Here is a 16,378-nt window from a genome sequence, read left to right as displayed (position 1 = left end):
AAGTCCCCTGTCAAAGTTTGTTTGGGAACCATAATAACGATTACGATCCATGGGCGGTTGACGTTTTCTTCCAGAACTCGCTTTTGACCACAGCCGGATCGGGTTCCGGCCAAGCCAGCCCCATCCTCTCCAGCGTGCCCACCAGAATTTCAGCCACCAACATATTGCGCAGCCCTTTGTGATCAGCAGGGATAATCCACCACGGCGCATGCTTGGTGCAGGTTTTTTCCAGCACCTGCTCGTATGCATTGGCATACATGCTGTAATTCTCACCACAATGCAGGTCTTTTTCAGTCAGCTTCCACCGTTTGTCCACGGACTCCCAGCGGTCGATCATGCGTTGGTGTTGTTCCTCGCGTGAAATGTTCAAAAAGATCTTAAGCACAGTGGTGTCTGTTTCAACCAAAAGCCGTTCAAAGTCGTTGGCTTGCCGAATGCGCTCTTCAATCCAGCTGGCAGGCACATTGTTGTGAATGATGGGCATGATGATGCCGTCATAATGCGAGCGATTGAAAATAACCGACTGCCCAGTACCCGGAACATGGGGATGAACACGCCACAGGAAATCATGTGCGGCCTCTTGTTCAGAAGGCTCTTTGAATGACACCATGCGCAAAGCCATGGGGTGCACAGAACGCATGATGGCGCGCGCCGCACCGTCTTTGCCGGACGTATCCATGCCCTGCAAAATCACGAGCAATTTGTGCTCGCCCTGCGCGTACAGGCAGGTCAACAATTCATTGAGCCGATCGGACAATTGATCCACCCGCTCGTGCATGTCCTCATTGGAAGGCATGTCACCATAGCGCGTGGGCCACTGGCGCAAACGTACTGCCTTGCCATTGACCATGCAGGCCTGGCCCAGAATTTCCCACTGGCTTTCCGGCACCAAGGCGTGGGGGAGTACTTTCTCAGAGCGCTTGGACTCTTTTCGTTTGGCGACTTTGGTGTCAGGTTTGTTGTCTGTTTTGGTCATACTGATCCAGCTTGGGCTTGTATTCCACGGACTTTTGAATCTCGAACCGCACTTTATCAAATGATTCAACACGTACCTGACCGAAACCTTTCACTTGGTTAAACAGGTCAAGTACTTGCCCCACACTTTTGCTGTGGTGCAACATTGAAGGATTATTGTGCATCAGTTCTATCCATGTTTCAAACCAGCCGACGAGTAAAGTCTGGTTTTTACGCTCTAAACTACCCTTGAACGGGTCCATCCAGGTGCCCCGAATAGCTCGCACCGCCGCCAATGCCTTAAGCACCACTTGAATCCAGGGACCCAGTTTTATTTTTCGCGGGCGCGCACTGTCACCTGCCAGCCACGTGGGTGCAAAGTGAAAATACAACCGTGCCTTGGGTTCAAACTGCCCCATTGCACCCTTCACCCAAGCCGGGTCGGTGTGCAGGCGGGCCACCTCGTATTCATCCTTGAATGCCAACAGTTTGAAATACGTGCTGCACAGGCGCACCCACTGGTGGGCCTGTCCTTGCGACTCAAACACCTCACGCAAAGGCAGTACCCTGGCGTTGAACCGATCGGCCAATGCCTGGTTTTGATATTGCTGCAACTCCGCCTGGTAGCGTTGCAGCATGTCATCTGCCGTTTCAGCTTTGCGGGGGGTGTCCGCGTTGTTGAGAAGTGCGTTCAAGGCATCGGGGTTCTGCGCAGCCAAGCGCCCCAAATCAAAGGCCAGCAAGTTCTCGGCAACTTTCACGCCATTCAATTCAATGGCGTTGCGCAAAGCAGCCAAATGCAGGGGCAAATACCCGCGCTGCCAAGCCACCCCCAACAACAGGGCGTTGGCATACACGGTGTCGCCCAACAATTGGCCTGCAAGCCACTGGGCGCGTATAGGCTGGTATTGCTTTTGTGGGTTGCTCAACGCGCGTGCAATGTCATCGTGCATCGCATCCACCGGGGCGCACCAGTCGCGCTGGCTGATGAAGTCTGCGGTGGGCGGGGTGTCGGTATTTACCACTGCAAAGGCATTGTTGTTCAAAAGTTCCAGCGTTTTTTCATGGGCTGACACCAACAGGTCGCCGCCAATCATCAGGTCGGCTTCGCCCACCGGAATTTTTGATGACGCCAGTGCGAACCCGCTTGGGGCAAACTGAAAATGCGAGAACACCGCCCCGCCTTTTTGCGCGAGGCCCGCCATGTCCAGCCCCAAGGCTTCCATACCCTGCAAATGCGCCGCCATGCCCAACCAGGCACCGATGGTCACCACACCCGTGCCACCCACACCGTTGATCAATACGGCGTAACGGTGATTCAAATCATCTGGGTGAATGGTGAACTCGGGCTGAGAAAGCTCAGCACACGCTTTGGAAATTACCCCCGCATCGGCAGTTCCTGAATGCTGTTTCAGCTCACCGCCTTCCACGGTCACCAAACTTGGGCACAGCCCTTCCAGGCAGCTGTAGTCTTTGTTGCAGGTGGACTGGTTGATGGTTCGCTTCACACCCCAAGGTGTGGAAACAGGTTCAATCGACAAACAGTTGGAATGCTTTGAACAATCGCCACAGCCCTCGCACACGCGTGGGTTGATCAACACGCGCTTGGCGGGGTTGGGAAACAGTGGCTGCCCTGTTGCCGGGTCGGTGCGTTTGCGCCTGCGGCGTTTTTCCGAGGCACAGGTCTGTTCGTAAATCAGCACAGTGGTGCCTTGGGTGTCACGCAGCATTTTTTGTACGGCGTCCAGCTCGCGGCGATCGAACACATCAATGCCGTCGGCTTTCAGATCGTGCTGCAAATTGCGGCGGTGCGCATCCGGGTTGTCGCTGACAATCACAATTTTCGCAACGCCCTCGGCAGCCAGCTGGCGCGTCAGTTGCGGCACAGTTAGTGTGCCGTCCAGGTGTTGCCCGCCGGTCATGGCAACCGCGTCGTTGTACAACAGTTTGTAGGTAATGTTCACGCCCGCAGACACACTGGCACGAATGGCCAGAATGCCGGAATGGAAATAGGTACCATCGCCCAGGTTGGCAAACACATGTTGTGTTTCCGTGAAGGGTGCCTGCCCGATCCAGGGCACACCCTCGCCCCCCATTTGCGTAAATGTTTCGGTGCTGCGGTCCATCCACACTGCCATGTAGTGGCAACCAATGCCCGCCATGGCACGGCTTCCTTCCGGTACTTTGGTGGAGGTGTTGTGCGGGCAACCTGAACAAAAGTAAGGTTTGCGCTCCACGGGCAAATGATTGGCATGGCCCACCTGCTGGCGCTGTTCAATGGCGCGAATCCGGTTGCCGATGTAGGCCTGAATATCCTCAGGCAGCGCGAGGTGCAGCAGCCGCTTGGCAATGGCCTGCGCAATCAGCGCCGGGTCCAGCTCATTGTGGCTTGGCAAAAGCCAATTGCCCTGTGGCAGCGACCATTCCCCACCCTCGCGCCCGTCCTGTGCAAGGCGTTCATCAAACTTGCCATACACCTTGGGGCGAACGTCTTCCCGCCAGGCGTACAGCTCTTCCTTGATCTGGTATTCCACCAGCTGGCGCTTTTCCTCGATCACCAGAATTTCCTGCAGGCCTTGGGCAAATTCCCGAATGCCCACCGCATCAAGCGGCCACACCATGCCCACTTTGTACACACGCAAACCAATGTCGGCACAGCGTTGGGGGGTCAAACCCAAGTCGCTCAAAGCCTGCAGCGTGTCTTGGTACGCCTTGCCTGTGGCCACAATGCCGATGCGGGCGTGTGGTGAATCAATCACGGTGCGGTTGATTTTGTTGGCGCGGCAAAATGCCAGCGCGGCATACAGCTTGTGGTCAATCAGCCTGGCTTCCTGTGCCAGCGCTGTGTCGGGCCAGCGAATGTTCAAGCCACCTTCAGGCATGCTGAAATCACTGGGTAACACAATGCGTTGGCGCTGTGGGTCGATGTCCACCACGGCAGAACATTCCACCACATCGGCCACGGTTTTGAAGCCAACCCACACACCTGCGTAACGGCTCATGGCATAACCCAATATGCCGAAATCAAGAATTTCCTGCACATTGCTGGGAAACAACACCGGGATCATCGCGGCTTTCAGTACGTGGTCCGATTGATGCGGCAAGGTGGAGCTTTTCGCAGCATGGTCATCACCAGCCACCAGCAGCACCCCGCCGTGCTTCGACGTGCCCGCCGCATTGGCATGTTTGAACACATCCAGACTGCGGTCTACACCCGGCCCTTTGCCGTACCACATGCCAAATACGCCATCGACCTTTGCCCCCTGAAACAGATTCAATTGCTGGCTGCCCCACACCGAGGTGGCGGCAAGATCTTCATTCAAACCGGGCTGAAAATAAATGTTGGCTGGCTTTATAAATTGTTTGGCAGCCCAGAAAGCCTGATCTACCCCACCCAATGGTGAACCACGGTAACCCGATACAAAACCACCGGTATTCAACCCATTGAGGCGGTCCAGCTCGGCCTGCAGCAGCGTGAGGCGAACCAGTGCCTGGGTGCCGGTAATGTAAATTCGGCCTTTCGGAAGGATGTATTTGTCTTGCAGCGAAACAGCGCGGTGTAGCGGGTGATACGGGGCGTTCATGACCACAATCCTCCACGGAACGGATAGGCTCCTGCGAATGTGAGGTGCCGCGTTGCCTTGTGGGAAGCGCGGGGCTTGCTTCAGTTTTACACAGAGCCCATGGGCGTTCAAGCCCCCGATGGGTCGGGCTTTACAAACACATCGTCATCCAGATGGATGTCTTTAACAGTGTCTGCGTTGAACATTTCTTCAGCGCGTGGATAGCTTTTCCTGTTTTTGCGCGCAGGCAGTTTGTCACCCGAGAACATCTCCACCGCAGTGCGTGCAACTTCCTTGGTGTCCAGCGCAGCGTAAGCCGACACAATGGCCGCCCCCGCCAAAGGCACAATTCTGGAAGCCGCCCGCTTGGCCACGCGTTCAATCACGGCTTGCCCGATTTGTTTTGAAACCCGCACGGCCAGATCCCGGCTGCCGCTGCGTGTGAAACGATCAATCAAATCAAGGATGGATTGACCTGGCTTGTCCTCGTGCTCGATCGGAATGGCCCGTTCATATTCCCGCAGGGCGGTTCCCGCCACATGGCTGAACAGGCAACTCATCAAGTCTTGTTCGGTCAGTGGTTTTTCGTGACCGAACGCCGCGGCAATGTCAGCCACCATTTGTGCCTGAATGCGCCACACCAGTACCAGGTCGGGCAACACGGTCAACATGCCCAGCGGACCAACAGGCAAGGCAAGCCCACCCGACACAGCAGCCGCCTTGGCGCAGGCTTTTTGGGTAATCTCCTTCGAACGGTCGTAAGGCCTTTTTGCCTTGCCGGGCTCTTTGGATTCGGGCACTCCACCCGTTACAAAACCAAACGCGGCGTGGAGGGGCCCCAAAAGGGTTCTGGGTAAACTGGTCTTCAGCATGAATAATTCATCAAAAGCAAATTGTTTCTAACAGGAACAAGCAACAAATTACAGACTTGGTTTACTATCGTAACTCACAGGGTGTAATCATTTTGGGTGTAATTGCCTACGATTACTTTGAACCTTGGGGTCAAAATCGTGAATAGACGGCCAAATCTACGTTCTGATCTCTGTTTTGATCCAAATGGTGTACCCCTATTATGGGGATATTCGACCTTGAGTTCGATGTTTTCACGAAGGAGTGAATTTCATGATCAAAGTAACAAACAAACGATTGGTTTTGAAGCGTAAAGAAGATGGTGCATCACTGATTGAGTACGCGGTGATTGCAGCGTTGGTGGTGGGTATTGCGGTGGCGGCATTTGCCGTATTGGGTACTGGTTTGGACACGGCTTTCGACGCCATCATTGCTAAAATCACTGCCGCAACAACCTGATTTCGTGAATAACCTAGCGTGATGACAAACAATACCTGGCCCAGCTTTCAAGGAACGCACCGCGCTTCACAACAGCGCGGAGCCCAGCTTGTGGAGTTGACCCTGATGTTGCCCATCATACTCACAGTTATTTTCGGGATCGTGGGTTTCAGCCTGGTGTTCATGGTTCAGCACACGTTAAGTTCGGCAGTTTCCCAAGGCGCCCGCAGTGTTGCTATTGCGGGCAGTACTGCCGACCCCGAAGCCGCAGCACGCCAACTGCTGTTGAATTCCCTGCCGAGTGCCATTTACCCGGCGGGGTTCAGTTTTTCATCCCAGCAACTTTCTGGTGCAGCCGATTGTGGCAACGCCTTGGGCGCTGGCACCAACCCTTCATTGAATTGCCTGGAATTTCGCGGTTTTTTCAACCCTGCCGAAAATCCGTTTTTATCCAACATTCCTTTTTCGGACACTTTTTTGCCACAACAACTGGGCGCCACCGCCGTTGTTTTGTACCAAAACACCAACGCACTTTAATTTGAACCGGGAGTCTTTTGCGACATGTCAGGTAAAACAAAAATATTCGCACTGCTGCTGTTGGGCGTTGGGCTGATCTTCATGGTCATGGCTTTTCTTTCCGGGCAAAATGTTCAAAAAAGTGGTGACGCCATCAAAACCGAGCTTGAAAGGTTTCCTGTGGTGGTCAGCACCACCGAGATTCAGTTTGGCAAGCCTGTCACCCCCGACATGTTGAAGGTGGACAAATTTGCAATCGCACCCAATGGTGCTTTCACAGACATTGGCGATGTCATTGGCAAAAAACCCTTGTTCAACATCGGCAAAGGCCTGCCAGTTACCAACCAATATTTTGAATCTGGCGCGGTGGCTGCTGAAGTGCGTGAAGGTTACCGCGCTTTCGCCCTGCGGCTGGATGAGAACAATGTGGCGACTGGCAAAATCAAACCCGGCGACTACGTGGACGTGTTCTCGATTTTCAAATCCAACACCCGGGATGTAGAACAAACCCTGTCGCGCATGGTAATGCCCAGGTTGCGCGTGCTGTCGGTGGGTGAACAACTGGTTAACGCACCAGAAACCACCAACACCAACGAGAAAGACGTCAACAACAAACAGGTTCGTCAACGCGCCCTGATGGTGGAGGTACCCACCGCCGACATCAACACACTGGCCATTGCCCAGTCGCAAGGTGAGTTGTTTGTGGTGCTGCGTGGCCCGGAAGACGAAGAAGTACCGGACCTTGCCAAATACCCGCAAGCGGACACGGTGCTGAAACCCTTGCCCGTGAAGTCGGCCGACGGAAAAGTATTGAAGCCCCAACCCCCGGTTGAATTGAGCGCCAGCGACAAGGCATTTGCAGGTACCTCCCTGGGCAACACCGTGTTACCAGGTAGCAGCAACACCAAAGAAAATAAAAAACCACCTCAAACGTCACAACGAAGTGCAGAAGCTGCCACAGTGGAGATGATTCGCGGTGGAGAAACAACCCGGGAAACAGCGCGATGAACAATAAAAAGGTCCCACTGAAACGCGTGCTTGCGGCAATCGCGTTGATTGCATCGACAGGATTGATTGCACCACAAATTGCCACAGGGCAAACCCCGGAAGCCGCACCCAGCGCTGCGCCTTTCGTATTGACACTGAGCACTGGGTTTCAAAAGGTAATCAGCCTGCCCGGCATACCAGCACGGGTGTCCATTGGCGATCCCGGCATTGCATCCGTCACCGTGTTGAAACCGACCGATCGTGGCGGGAAAAACGCAGGTGTGTTGGTAACCGGTTTGAAAACAGGATCCACATCGCTGCTGATCTGGGACCGGGGCGCCAGCATGGCACGGGTCATCACCATCGCAGTGACCGGCAAAGCGGCGGAAACCATTTCCACACTGAAAGACCTGAGCCTGGAAACCGAAGGACAAGTGCTGAAGTTGTCAGGCTCAACACCCGATGTGGGCACCTACCAGCAAGCACGCGAAAGTCTTGTGAAACCTGGCCCCGACGGCAAACCAGCCGAACTGATTGATCAGGCCACCATTCAAACATCGGGCACCGTGCAGGTGGACGTAAAGGTGGTTGAATTCACACGCAGCGAATTGCAGCGTTTGGGGATTAACCTGGCGGGCCAGTTCAACGGAGGGGAATTCAGTTACGGGATTTCAAACCCCGTTGCATCAGGTAGTTCATCGGTGGCGAACGCTTTTGGATTGACCCTGGGCAACCTGGCTGGTGACTTGACTGCCAACCTGAATATCCTCCAGGCCGATGGCTATGCCAAGGTGTTGGCAGAACCCTCCCTGATTGCCCAATCGGGCCAGGATGCATCCTTTCTTGCGGGTGGTGAAATTCCGATTCCCGTACCCTCCGGCAACGGCACCATTGGCATTGAATACAAAAAATTTGGTGTTGGTTTAAGTTTCACGCCCACCATTTTGTCAAACAAAACAATTGCACTTCGCGTGTCGCCGGAAGTCAGCGACCTCGACTTTTCACGCGGCACGTCCATTCAAGGCGTGCTGGTGCCAGCCATCCTGACGCGCCGGGCCAGCACGACCGTTGAACTGGGTGAAAATCAAAGCTTCGTGATTGGTGGTTTGATCAGCAGAAACATTATTGCGAACGCCAACCGGGTGCCGTGGTTGTCTGAAATTCCAATTCTGGGCGCCTTTTTCAAAGGCAACACATACAGCCGGGAAGACAAGGAACTGCTGATCATTGTGACCCCTCGTTTTGTGAAACCGCGTGCCGCCGATGCACCTGCCCTGGCGTTGCCGGGCCAGAATGTGGGTATGCGGCCACGCAGTGTCTGGAGCCAACTCTTCCTGCCGTCTGCAGAAGAGCCTGTACCTGGCTTCACCAAAAACTAAAGGGGATCAGCGATGCAACAAAGCATGCCCCGAATATTGTTTATCAGCGGGTCTGATGCAAACTGGCTTTGGTTGTCTGACGCAGTGGGTGACCGGTTCATGCTGGTGCGTGAGTCGGGCACATTCAGTGAAATTACCAAACGAGTAGGCCTTGTTTCACCCAGCATGGCGGTGGTGGACTATTCACCGCAAGTGGGCCTGGATGCCAGCCTGATCGTCAAGGAACTGCGTGAACTGGCACCCGATTTGCCCGTGGTGGCCATGGGGTCCAAAGACTCCACAGAAGACGTGGTGAATGCCCTTCGATCGGGTGTCAAAGACTTTTTGAGCCTCGACTCAAGCGCAGGCGAAGTTACAAAAATACTGACCAGTGTTTTTGAAAAAGCGCCGCAACCCACCAACGAACGCAAAGGTTATGCGCTGGTTATTCTGGGTGGCCGGCAAGGCGTGGGATCCACCACCCTGGCCGTAAACCTTGCGGTTCAACTGGCCAGACAAAACAAAGACAGCACCTTGCTGCTTGATTTTGGCTTGCCCTTGGGCGACGGGCTTGTGCACTTGCCAGCCGAAGACAAACAAGGCGCCATGGATTTTGTGGAATGCGTGCGCAACCTGAAACGCTTTGATGCCACCTTGGCAAAAACCGCATTCAGGCGCCACAACCAGACCGGTGTGGCCATACTTTCCTTGCCGCGAAATCTAGCAGACTTGCGCGATATTTCTGCCTCGGATGCACTGAAGTTTCTGAACCTGATCAAATCATTTTTCGAGAACATCGTGATCGATTTGTGTGGTTTCTCGAACATTGAATTTGTGGCAAGCCTGCTGCGCAGTGCCGATGCAACCATGGTGCTGACCCCACAATCCGTACCGGGCATTGTGACCGCTGCGGAGTTGATCAAAAGTTTGAATGACAAAGGCATTGCCACCCAAACCTTTGACCTGGTTGTTACGCCTTATCACAAAGACGTTGCGCTGGATGCTGAATCAATCGCCAAAAAACTGAACATCGAAACCGTGCATGTGCTGCCAGATCGACGCGCCCAGTTGATCAACGCCGTCAATGGTGGGCAGGTGCTGTTGGCCATCGATTCGAAAGACCCTTATTCAAAAGCGGTGGTTCAACTGCTGGACAAGGTCAACGCCAACAGAAAACATCATGAGAACGCAAGTGGGTTGGCATCCACCTTCAAAAAGTGGTTCAAGAAATGAGCGACATCATATTCGGCCAGGAAGCGCCTGCCCCCAAACCCAAAGACATTGAAAGCACCGACAAACAGATAGCGGGCGCGGCCAACGCCCCTGAAGATTTGCAATTTGCGGCAGCAAAAGTCAGTGACATGGATTCTGCAGTGCTGGCGGACGTGAAGGAAATGGCCCATGAGCACATTCTGGCCATTATCGAAAAGAAAGGCGCAACCTTTGCGAAAATGGACAACACTGCACTGGAAAAATTTATCCAGGGTGAAGTGCAAAGTCTGATTTACGGCAAACAAATTCCGCTCAATGATTCCGAAGTGGCTCATGTCGCAGATTCCCTTTACAAGGAAATTGCGGGCTTTGGTCCACTCGAGGATTTGCTGGCCGATCCCAACGTTGAAGACGTCATGATCAACGGCTACAAAGACGTGTACGTGTCCAAAATGGGCCGCATGGAACGCGTGCAAGCCCGTTTTGTGGACAATGCCCACCTGCTGAGAATTGTCCGCCGAATTCTGGCCCCGCTTGGCCGCAGGCTGGATGAATCAAGCCCCATGGTGGATGCCCGCCTGCCCGACGGCAGCCGGATCAACGTCATCATTGCCCCACTGGCCCGCGACGGTGTTGTAGTTTCCATTCGAAAATTCCGAAGCATCCCATTGCGCGCCGACGACCTGATGGGCCTTGGAACCTTTGATTCGCGCGTATATGAACTGATGCAGGAAGCCGTGCGCAAGCGCTGCAACCTGGTGGTCAGCGGTGCAACATCCACGGGCAAAACATCCATGCTCAACGTGCTGGCGGAATTCATTCCCGCAGGCGAACGATTGATCACCATTGAAGACACCGCCGAACTGCAGTTGAACCACCACCACGTGGTTCGACTGGAAAGTCGCCCCGGTGGCCACGAGGGCGCGGGATCCATTTCCATCCGTGACCTGGTCAAAAACAGTTTGCGCATGCGCCCCGACCGCGTGGTGGTGGGCGAAGTGCGCGGCGCCGAAGTGCTGGACATGCTGCAGGCCATGAGTACCGGGCATGACGGCTCCATGGGCACTATTCACGCATCGACACCCCGCGATTGCCTGCACCGCCTTGAAATGTTGTCCGGCTTTGCCGGCTTCACCGGCAACGAAATGAGTTTGCGCAGGCAAATTGCATCCGCGCTGGACCTGATCGTGCAAATCGTGCGCCTGCCTTCAGGCAAACGCCGCATTTACAGCATCACCGAGGTAGCGGGCATTGTGGACGACAATATTTTGTTGCAAGACCTGTATCGCCACGAAAGCCGCTTGGGCCCCGATGGTCAGGAACTGGACAACTGGGTGCCCGTGGTGCCCTATCCCAAAAACCCGAAAATTTCGCACATCCGCCTGACATGACATTCGGACTGATCGCCGCTGCATTGGTATTCATTTCACTTGCCCTGCTGTTGCTGGGCCGGGGTGTTGAGGAACAAAGCCGCAAACTGGCGGAAAGCCGACTAGACGTTGCATTGAGCAAATCCAGAGACCCGCTGGCACTTGAAAAAGATCCACTGCGGAAGAAGTACATTCCCCAATGGATCACAGACAACCTGATTTCTGCCGGTTTAAGTATCGACCGTGCACTGGGTATTCGCTTCGGCTTGATACTGTTTGTTCCCTTCATGGCTGCATTTGCATTTCGCGGCCTGGCCAGTGGCAGCGGCGCATTAATTCTCGCCCTGTTGGGCATTGGTGCCTATGTGTTATACCGCCAGCGCAAACGCCGCCTGCAAATGCTCAGCCAACTGCCCAACTTTCTGGATGGCGTGGTGCGAGTCAGCGCTGTGGGCTACAGCCTGACTGTGTCGTTCAACACAGCGCTTGAAAATGCAGAATACCCATTGAAAGAAGCACTGGGGCTGGCAGTACAAATGCAATACGCAGGCCTTGAACTGGACCAGGCCATGCACAGGCTGGCGCGCGTGTACGGCTTGACTGAATTCAAGTTGATTGCCTCTGTGGTGGCCTTGGCATTGAATTATGGTGGCAAAAGCGATATTTTGCTGGGCCGCTTGGGGCAGTACCTTCGCGACCGCGAGCAACATCATCAGGAAATGCTGGCGATGTCGTCAGAGGCCCGCATGTCGGCTGTGTTCATGTGCTGCCTGACCCCCGCACTGGCCGGCCTGATCATGACCATAAACCCAGGTTACCTGGGCACCATGTGGAACGATGACACCGGGCGTATGCTGTTGTTTGTTGCAGCCGGATTGCAGGTATTTGGTGCGGCGATCATTTACCGCATGGTCAAAAGTATTTAGGGATGCCCGCATGGACATGAACACATTGTTGGCAATTGGCATTTTTCTGCTGGGGCTTGGCTTTCTGGGCATTGCCTGGAGTTTGTTGAGCCAATCCAGCCGCAAGGACAAAGCACTGGCCCGCATTGATGAATACACGGAGCAACGACGGCGTGTGCAAAGCGCCGTGGTCACACGCAACCAGATCCCCACCAGCCACCTGACAGGCAGAATTGATCGCCTTGCCCAGCAATTCAGCCAAACCAAGGCATTTGCCCACTTCATCGAAGACGAAGACCGCAAGCTGCTGGGTCGGGCGGGGTTTGGGCGTGAAGATGACCTGGCACGCTTTGTATTCATGCGCATTGCACTGGGCCTGATCGGTTTGGTGCTAGGCCTTTCCCTGAATTGGAGTTCAGGATTTGGTGCGGTGCCCATGATTCAGGTCATCGCGACAACCGGGCTTGGCTTCATGTTGCCGAAGTGGTTTTTGAAAGCGATTGGCGAAGGCCGCGAAGCTGCCTTTGAACGTGAATTGGTGGCCGTTGTCGACGTGATGCGTCTGTTGCAGGGCGTGGGTTTGAGTGTGGACCAATCCATCGAAATTATCGCCACGCAATACCATGAACTGGTCCCTGTCACAGGGCGCATGTTGCGCCGTTCGCGCGCGCAGGTGAAGTCTGGAATACCGTGGCTGGTCATGCTCAAGAAAATCAGCAATATGTACTCCAGCGAAGAATTCAAGTCTTTTGTTCAGGTGCTGACACAAATTGAAAAGTTTGGCGGTGCAGTGCAGGAACCACTAAAACAGTTTTCAGACCGACTGGTCGAGAAAGAAAGAGCCAATGCCAAAGAGTTAATGGGCAAGCTGACTGTTAAACTGACGGGTGTAATGGTGGTGACCATGCTGCCAGCCCTGCTGATCATGACGGGCGGGCCTGGCATCATCTCCATTATTCGTGCATTTGAACGAGTCGGAGGATAAGCGCGTGTCTAGCAGCATTCACATTGTCAGGAAACTGGGCCAACAACTGGGCACGTTGATGCTCCCGCTTGCGCTTGCAGCGTGTGCTGCGCCACAGGGCACCAGCACTGCGCCAAACCCTGCCCCGACACCTGAATCGACCGTCGACTACCCATCCCCCAATATCACTGCCACCAGCCCCAACCAAGGTGCCTTGATTGAAGCAGAACGCAGGGAAATGGATCGCGAAGACGAAGAAACACGAAAGGCGCGCGCTGAACGCGAGAAAAACCTGCACCTGAAACTGGTGCAAACCATGATTGAACAGGACAACGCCTACGCCGCGCTGGCCCACCTGGATGCCTACGACCAAAAGTGGGGCTCCGACCGTCAAAGCAAACAATTGCGTGCCGATTCGCTTCGCAAAACCAGCCAGCTGGACCAGGCCGAACTGGTGTACAAATCGCTGCTGGGCGGAAGTCAGGAACAGATCAAAAGTGGTCCTGTGTGGTATGGCTTGGGCAAGGTAGCCATTGAACGTGGCGACCTGAAAAGTGCGGCAACACGGCTGGAAAAATCCATTCAGGTAGACCCATTGAACATCAATGCCTATTCTGATCTTGGCTTGGTGTATTTGCTGGAGGGCCAGAAAGAACCCGCTTACAACACCCTGATGAAAGCCAACCAACTGGCCAGTGGCGACCCAAAAATCATGGCCAACCTTGCCTTGTGGGGGCTGGTGTTTGACGACTTCAACATGGCCATGGACATTGCAGACCGATTGCAATGGTCCGACAACACCCGAAACCAGGTGATGTCGCAGGCCAATTCCATCAAACGGCGTTTTGACGCCAAAGGAAACATCCGATGAAACTGACACTGAACTGGATTACAGCTGCACTGGTTTGTGCAATGCCCCTGCTGGCCAATGCACAGGAAAACACAGGAAGCACTGGCACCACTGATGCGCAGACCGGCCTGAGCACTCGCACCTGGCTGAAAGAACAGGCTGAAGGCACCAACCGTGGTGAAGTGGAAGCCTATCGCGCGGAATCTGCTGGCAAAGCGTATCGCGCCTATGTGGATTCAATTGGTGCGAAAAACCAGGCGGCACCTGCATCCCAAGTGTCCGCCATTCAAACCAACTGATCCAGAAACGTGCTGCGCCTGCTGATTCAATTGCTGTCGTTCGTCACCGGGCAACGGTTGTTAACCCCCGATCAGGCCAAACGCCAACAACTGGAACTGGAAGACCTGCGCAGCAAGCAGATCGCGCTGGAAGCGCTGTCGAACAAGCTTCGAGGCGAAATGAAACGCCAACAGTCCATGGCGAGGGATGCGCTAAAAAGCAGGCAAATCAAACTGGAAAGGGTCATTTCCGCCAAACAAAACGACATTGACAGCCTGAATGAAACACTGAAGCAGTTGAGTCAAAGCGTGGACTTTGAGACGCAGCGCCAAATCAAGGAAAACACGGATCTGCTTGCCCAACTGAACTGGCTTTCGGGCACCATCGCACACGACTTCCGTGCACCACTTCGCGCAATTGATGCCTACACGTTTTTTCTGGCCGATGACCTGGGCGACACAGTGCCCCCTGAAGCTGAAAAATCACTGGAAGAAATTCGCAGAAACGGCAAACGCATGGGTGTACTGCTGGACGCACTGATCGAATATTTGCGCCTTGGCGTATGCCCTTTGAACATTCAGCCCCATGACTTGGGCGAAACCCTGACGCAGGTCATCAACGAGCACTTTGACTTTTCACCCGTGCCCATTGAATTGCAGGTTCAAGGCCAATGGCGTTTTGACAAGCCCCTGATGATGCGGACCTTCAAGGAATTGATCGACAACGCGATCAAATTTTCACGCGACACGGAATCACCTAAAATCATCATCCGGCAGAGCAGCCCACATTGCCTTGAAATAATCGACACCGGCGTGGGTTTCGCCGAGGAACACAAGGCCCAAAAGTTTCAACTGTTTCACCGCATGCACGGCAATGACGAGTTCAAAGGCGAAGGCATCGGCCTGGCCACCGCCGAACGCATTGCATCGCGTCACCACATTGCCCTGCGCTTGAACCGGGTCGGTAGTCAGACCGTGGTCAGCCTTCAACTGCCAGAAACCTTAAACCCTTAAACAACCTTCGACAGCAATTCCAGCAAACCGGGCAGTTTGCCCAAATCACGCCGGGGCAAGGCATTTCTTACCTTGTAGCCGTCGGTTGAAGTATCCACCAATGCAGCACTGGGTCCGGGTGTGGGCAAATTGCGAAACACCAACACCACCGGGCTGATCGCGGTTTCACCACGTATCAGGCTGCAACCAATCTGGTTTCCCTGCAACTGCACCAAACTGCCCGCCGGGTATATCCCCAGCTGTTCCAGAATGATGGCAGTGAAGCTACTGTACAAATGATCCGCGTGAGCAAATAAATCCTTCACCGCCTGTTCGGCCGTGAAATTGCTGCGGTAATCGCGCTGCGCCATGCGTGCATTAAATGAATCGCACACACTCAGCAGCACCGAACCCACATTGTTATTGGAAACCTGATTGGGATAACCGGTGCCATCAGGCAACTCATGGTGCATCAACACCGACTCAATCCAGACTTCATCTTTCACACCCAGCAACTTCAGTTTGTTGGCACTTTGCTCCGGGTGCTTGCGAATGGTTTCACGCTGATCACGGGACAACGGTTCGGTTTGCGCCCGCAAACGCGCCTGCAATGTCAGCATGCTGATGTTCATGGTCAGCGCCGCTTTCAAGTGCGACATCAATTCACACTCCGAGAACTGATTGCTGCACATGCCCACGCGCATCAGTGTCAACGCCACAAGCATGTGGTGCATCACCGGGTAGTCATCTGAAGTGTGCCAGGCAAGGTAAGCATAGGCCAAATCAAAATGATGAATGGCAATGTGCTTGAAACGTTCAGCCAGTTCATCCAGTACAGGTAAAAAGTTCTCGGGTTCCTCATCCGCCAGTGCCTTGGACAACACTTTGTGGCAGCAATTCAGCTCCTCGAACAGATCCTGTGCCTGCAAATACAACAGGCTCGATTGCGCCAGTTCAGTTTCCAGCGCCACCAGGCTTTCCCCAGCCACCGAACGGGCGTTGGGGTTGTAACGCATGCCGGAATACAAATACAAATGTTCTGGCGACAAGGACTTGCGTTGCAACAGGGGTTGAATTACCTGGGCATCTGAAATATTGATCAACATATGGAAACACTCCTCAATGTCCAATCAATAACGGA

Annotated in this window: 15 protein-coding genes; 11 read left to right on the top strand and 4 right to left on the bottom strand. The window is 54.2% G+C overall.

Going from position 1 to position 16,378, the window contains the following annotated elements; translation table 11 throughout:
* Positions 1-40: 40 nt before the first annotated feature.
* From V7028_RS03180 to V7028_RS03170, 3 genes are all read right to left on the bottom strand, one after another.
* Positions 41-976: a PPK2 family polyphosphate kinase gene (locus tag V7028_RS03180; protein ID WP_334118658.1), complete on the bottom strand. Its 936-nt coding sequence runs from the start codon at positions 974-976 to the stop codon at positions 41-43.
* Entirely contained in the window at positions 951-4,538 is a 3,588-nt protein-coding gene (locus V7028_RS03175) for an indolepyruvate ferredoxin oxidoreductase family protein (RefSeq protein WP_334118657.1), read from the bottom strand. Before V7028_RS03175 ends, V7028_RS03180 begins: the two co-directional genes overlap by 26 nt.
* Positions 4,539-4,645: 107 nt before the next feature.
* Positions 4,646-5,389, bottom strand: a complete 744-nt coding sequence (locus tag V7028_RS03170; RefSeq protein ID WP_334118656.1) for a hypothetical protein — start codon at positions 5,387-5,389, stop codon at positions 4,646-4,648.
* Between the two features lie 250 nt (positions 5,390-5,639).
* Between V7028_RS03170 and V7028_RS03165 the strand changes: the two genes are divergently transcribed.
* The 11 genes from V7028_RS03165 to V7028_RS03115 all read left to right on the top strand — a co-directional run bounded on the left by V7028_RS03165 (position 5,640) and on the right by V7028_RS03115 (position 15,258).
* A complete protein-coding gene (locus V7028_RS03165) occupies positions 5,640-5,825 on the top strand; it encodes a Flp family type IVb pilin (RefSeq protein WP_334118655.1) in 186 nt (61 codons plus the stop codon).
* Positions 5,826-5,846: 21 nt separating this feature from the next.
* Complete coding sequence (locus V7028_RS03160; RefSeq protein WP_334118654.1) at positions 5,847-6,341, top strand: TadE/TadG family type IV pilus assembly protein; 495 nt, start codon at positions 5,847-5,849, stop codon at positions 6,339-6,341.
* Between the two features lie 24 nt (positions 6,342-6,365).
* Positions 6,366-7,328, top strand: a complete 963-nt coding sequence (cpaB, locus tag V7028_RS03155) for a Flp pilus assembly protein CpaB (protein ID WP_334118653.1) — start codon at positions 6,366-6,368, stop codon at positions 7,326-7,328.
* The gene (locus tag V7028_RS03150) at positions 7,325-8,686 is read left to right on the top strand and encodes a type II and III secretion system protein family protein (protein ID WP_334118652.1); all 1,362 of its coding nucleotides are present in this window, start codon (positions 7,325-7,327) and stop codon (positions 8,684-8,686) included. The genes cpaB and V7028_RS03150 overlap by 4 nt, the downstream gene beginning before the upstream one ends.
* Before the next feature lie 12 nt (positions 8,687-8,698).
* Positions 8,699-9,898, top strand: a complete 1,200-nt coding sequence (locus V7028_RS03145; RefSeq protein WP_334118651.1) for an AAA family ATPase — start codon at positions 8,699-8,701, stop codon at positions 9,896-9,898.
* Between the two features lie 128 nt (positions 9,899-10,026).
* Positions 10,027-11,268 (top strand): CpaF family protein, encoded by a 1,242-nt coding sequence (locus tag V7028_RS03140; protein WP_334118752.1) that lies wholly within the window; start codon positions 10,027-10,029, stop codon positions 11,266-11,268.
* Complete coding sequence (locus tag V7028_RS03135; RefSeq protein ID WP_334118650.1) at positions 11,265-12,173, top strand: type II secretion system F family protein; 909 nt, start codon at positions 11,265-11,267, stop codon at positions 12,171-12,173. Before V7028_RS03140 ends, V7028_RS03135 begins: the two co-directional genes overlap by 4 nt.
* Before the next feature lie 10 nt (positions 12,174-12,183).
* Positions 12,184-13,137, top strand: coding sequence for a type II secretion system F family protein (locus V7028_RS03130; RefSeq protein ID WP_334118649.1), 954 nt, complete (start codon positions 12,184-12,186; stop codon positions 13,135-13,137).
* A 4-nt stretch (positions 13,138-13,141) separates the two neighbouring features.
* Entirely contained in the window at positions 13,142-13,987 is an 846-nt protein-coding gene (locus V7028_RS03125; protein ID WP_334118648.1) for a tetratricopeptide repeat protein, read from the top strand.
* A complete protein-coding gene (locus V7028_RS03120; protein WP_334118647.1) occupies positions 13,984-14,265 on the top strand; it encodes a hypothetical protein in 282 nt (93 codons plus the stop codon). Before V7028_RS03125 ends, V7028_RS03120 begins: the two co-directional genes overlap by 4 nt.
* A 9-nt stretch (positions 14,266-14,274) precedes the next feature.
* Complete coding sequence (locus V7028_RS03115; protein ID WP_334118646.1) at positions 14,275-15,258, top strand: sensor histidine kinase; 984 nt, start codon at positions 14,275-14,277, stop codon at positions 15,256-15,258.
* Here the strand turns inward: V7028_RS03115 and V7028_RS03110 are convergent.
* Positions 15,255-16,343: an HD-GYP domain-containing protein gene (locus V7028_RS03110; protein WP_334118645.1), complete on the bottom strand. Its 1,089-nt coding sequence runs from the start codon at positions 16,341-16,343 to the stop codon at positions 15,255-15,257. The two genes, V7028_RS03115 and V7028_RS03110, sit on opposite strands and share 4 nt — an antisense overlap.
* Between the last annotated feature and the right edge of the window lie 35 nt (positions 16,344-16,378).

The sequence above is a fragment of the Limnobacter sp. genome (assembly GCF_036846585.1).
Taxonomy (GTDB): Bacteria; Pseudomonadota; Gammaproteobacteria; order Burkholderiales; family Burkholderiaceae_B; genus Limnobacter.
Note: the sequence above shows the minus strand (reverse complement) of the source record. Positions and strands in the feature narration are given on the sequence as shown.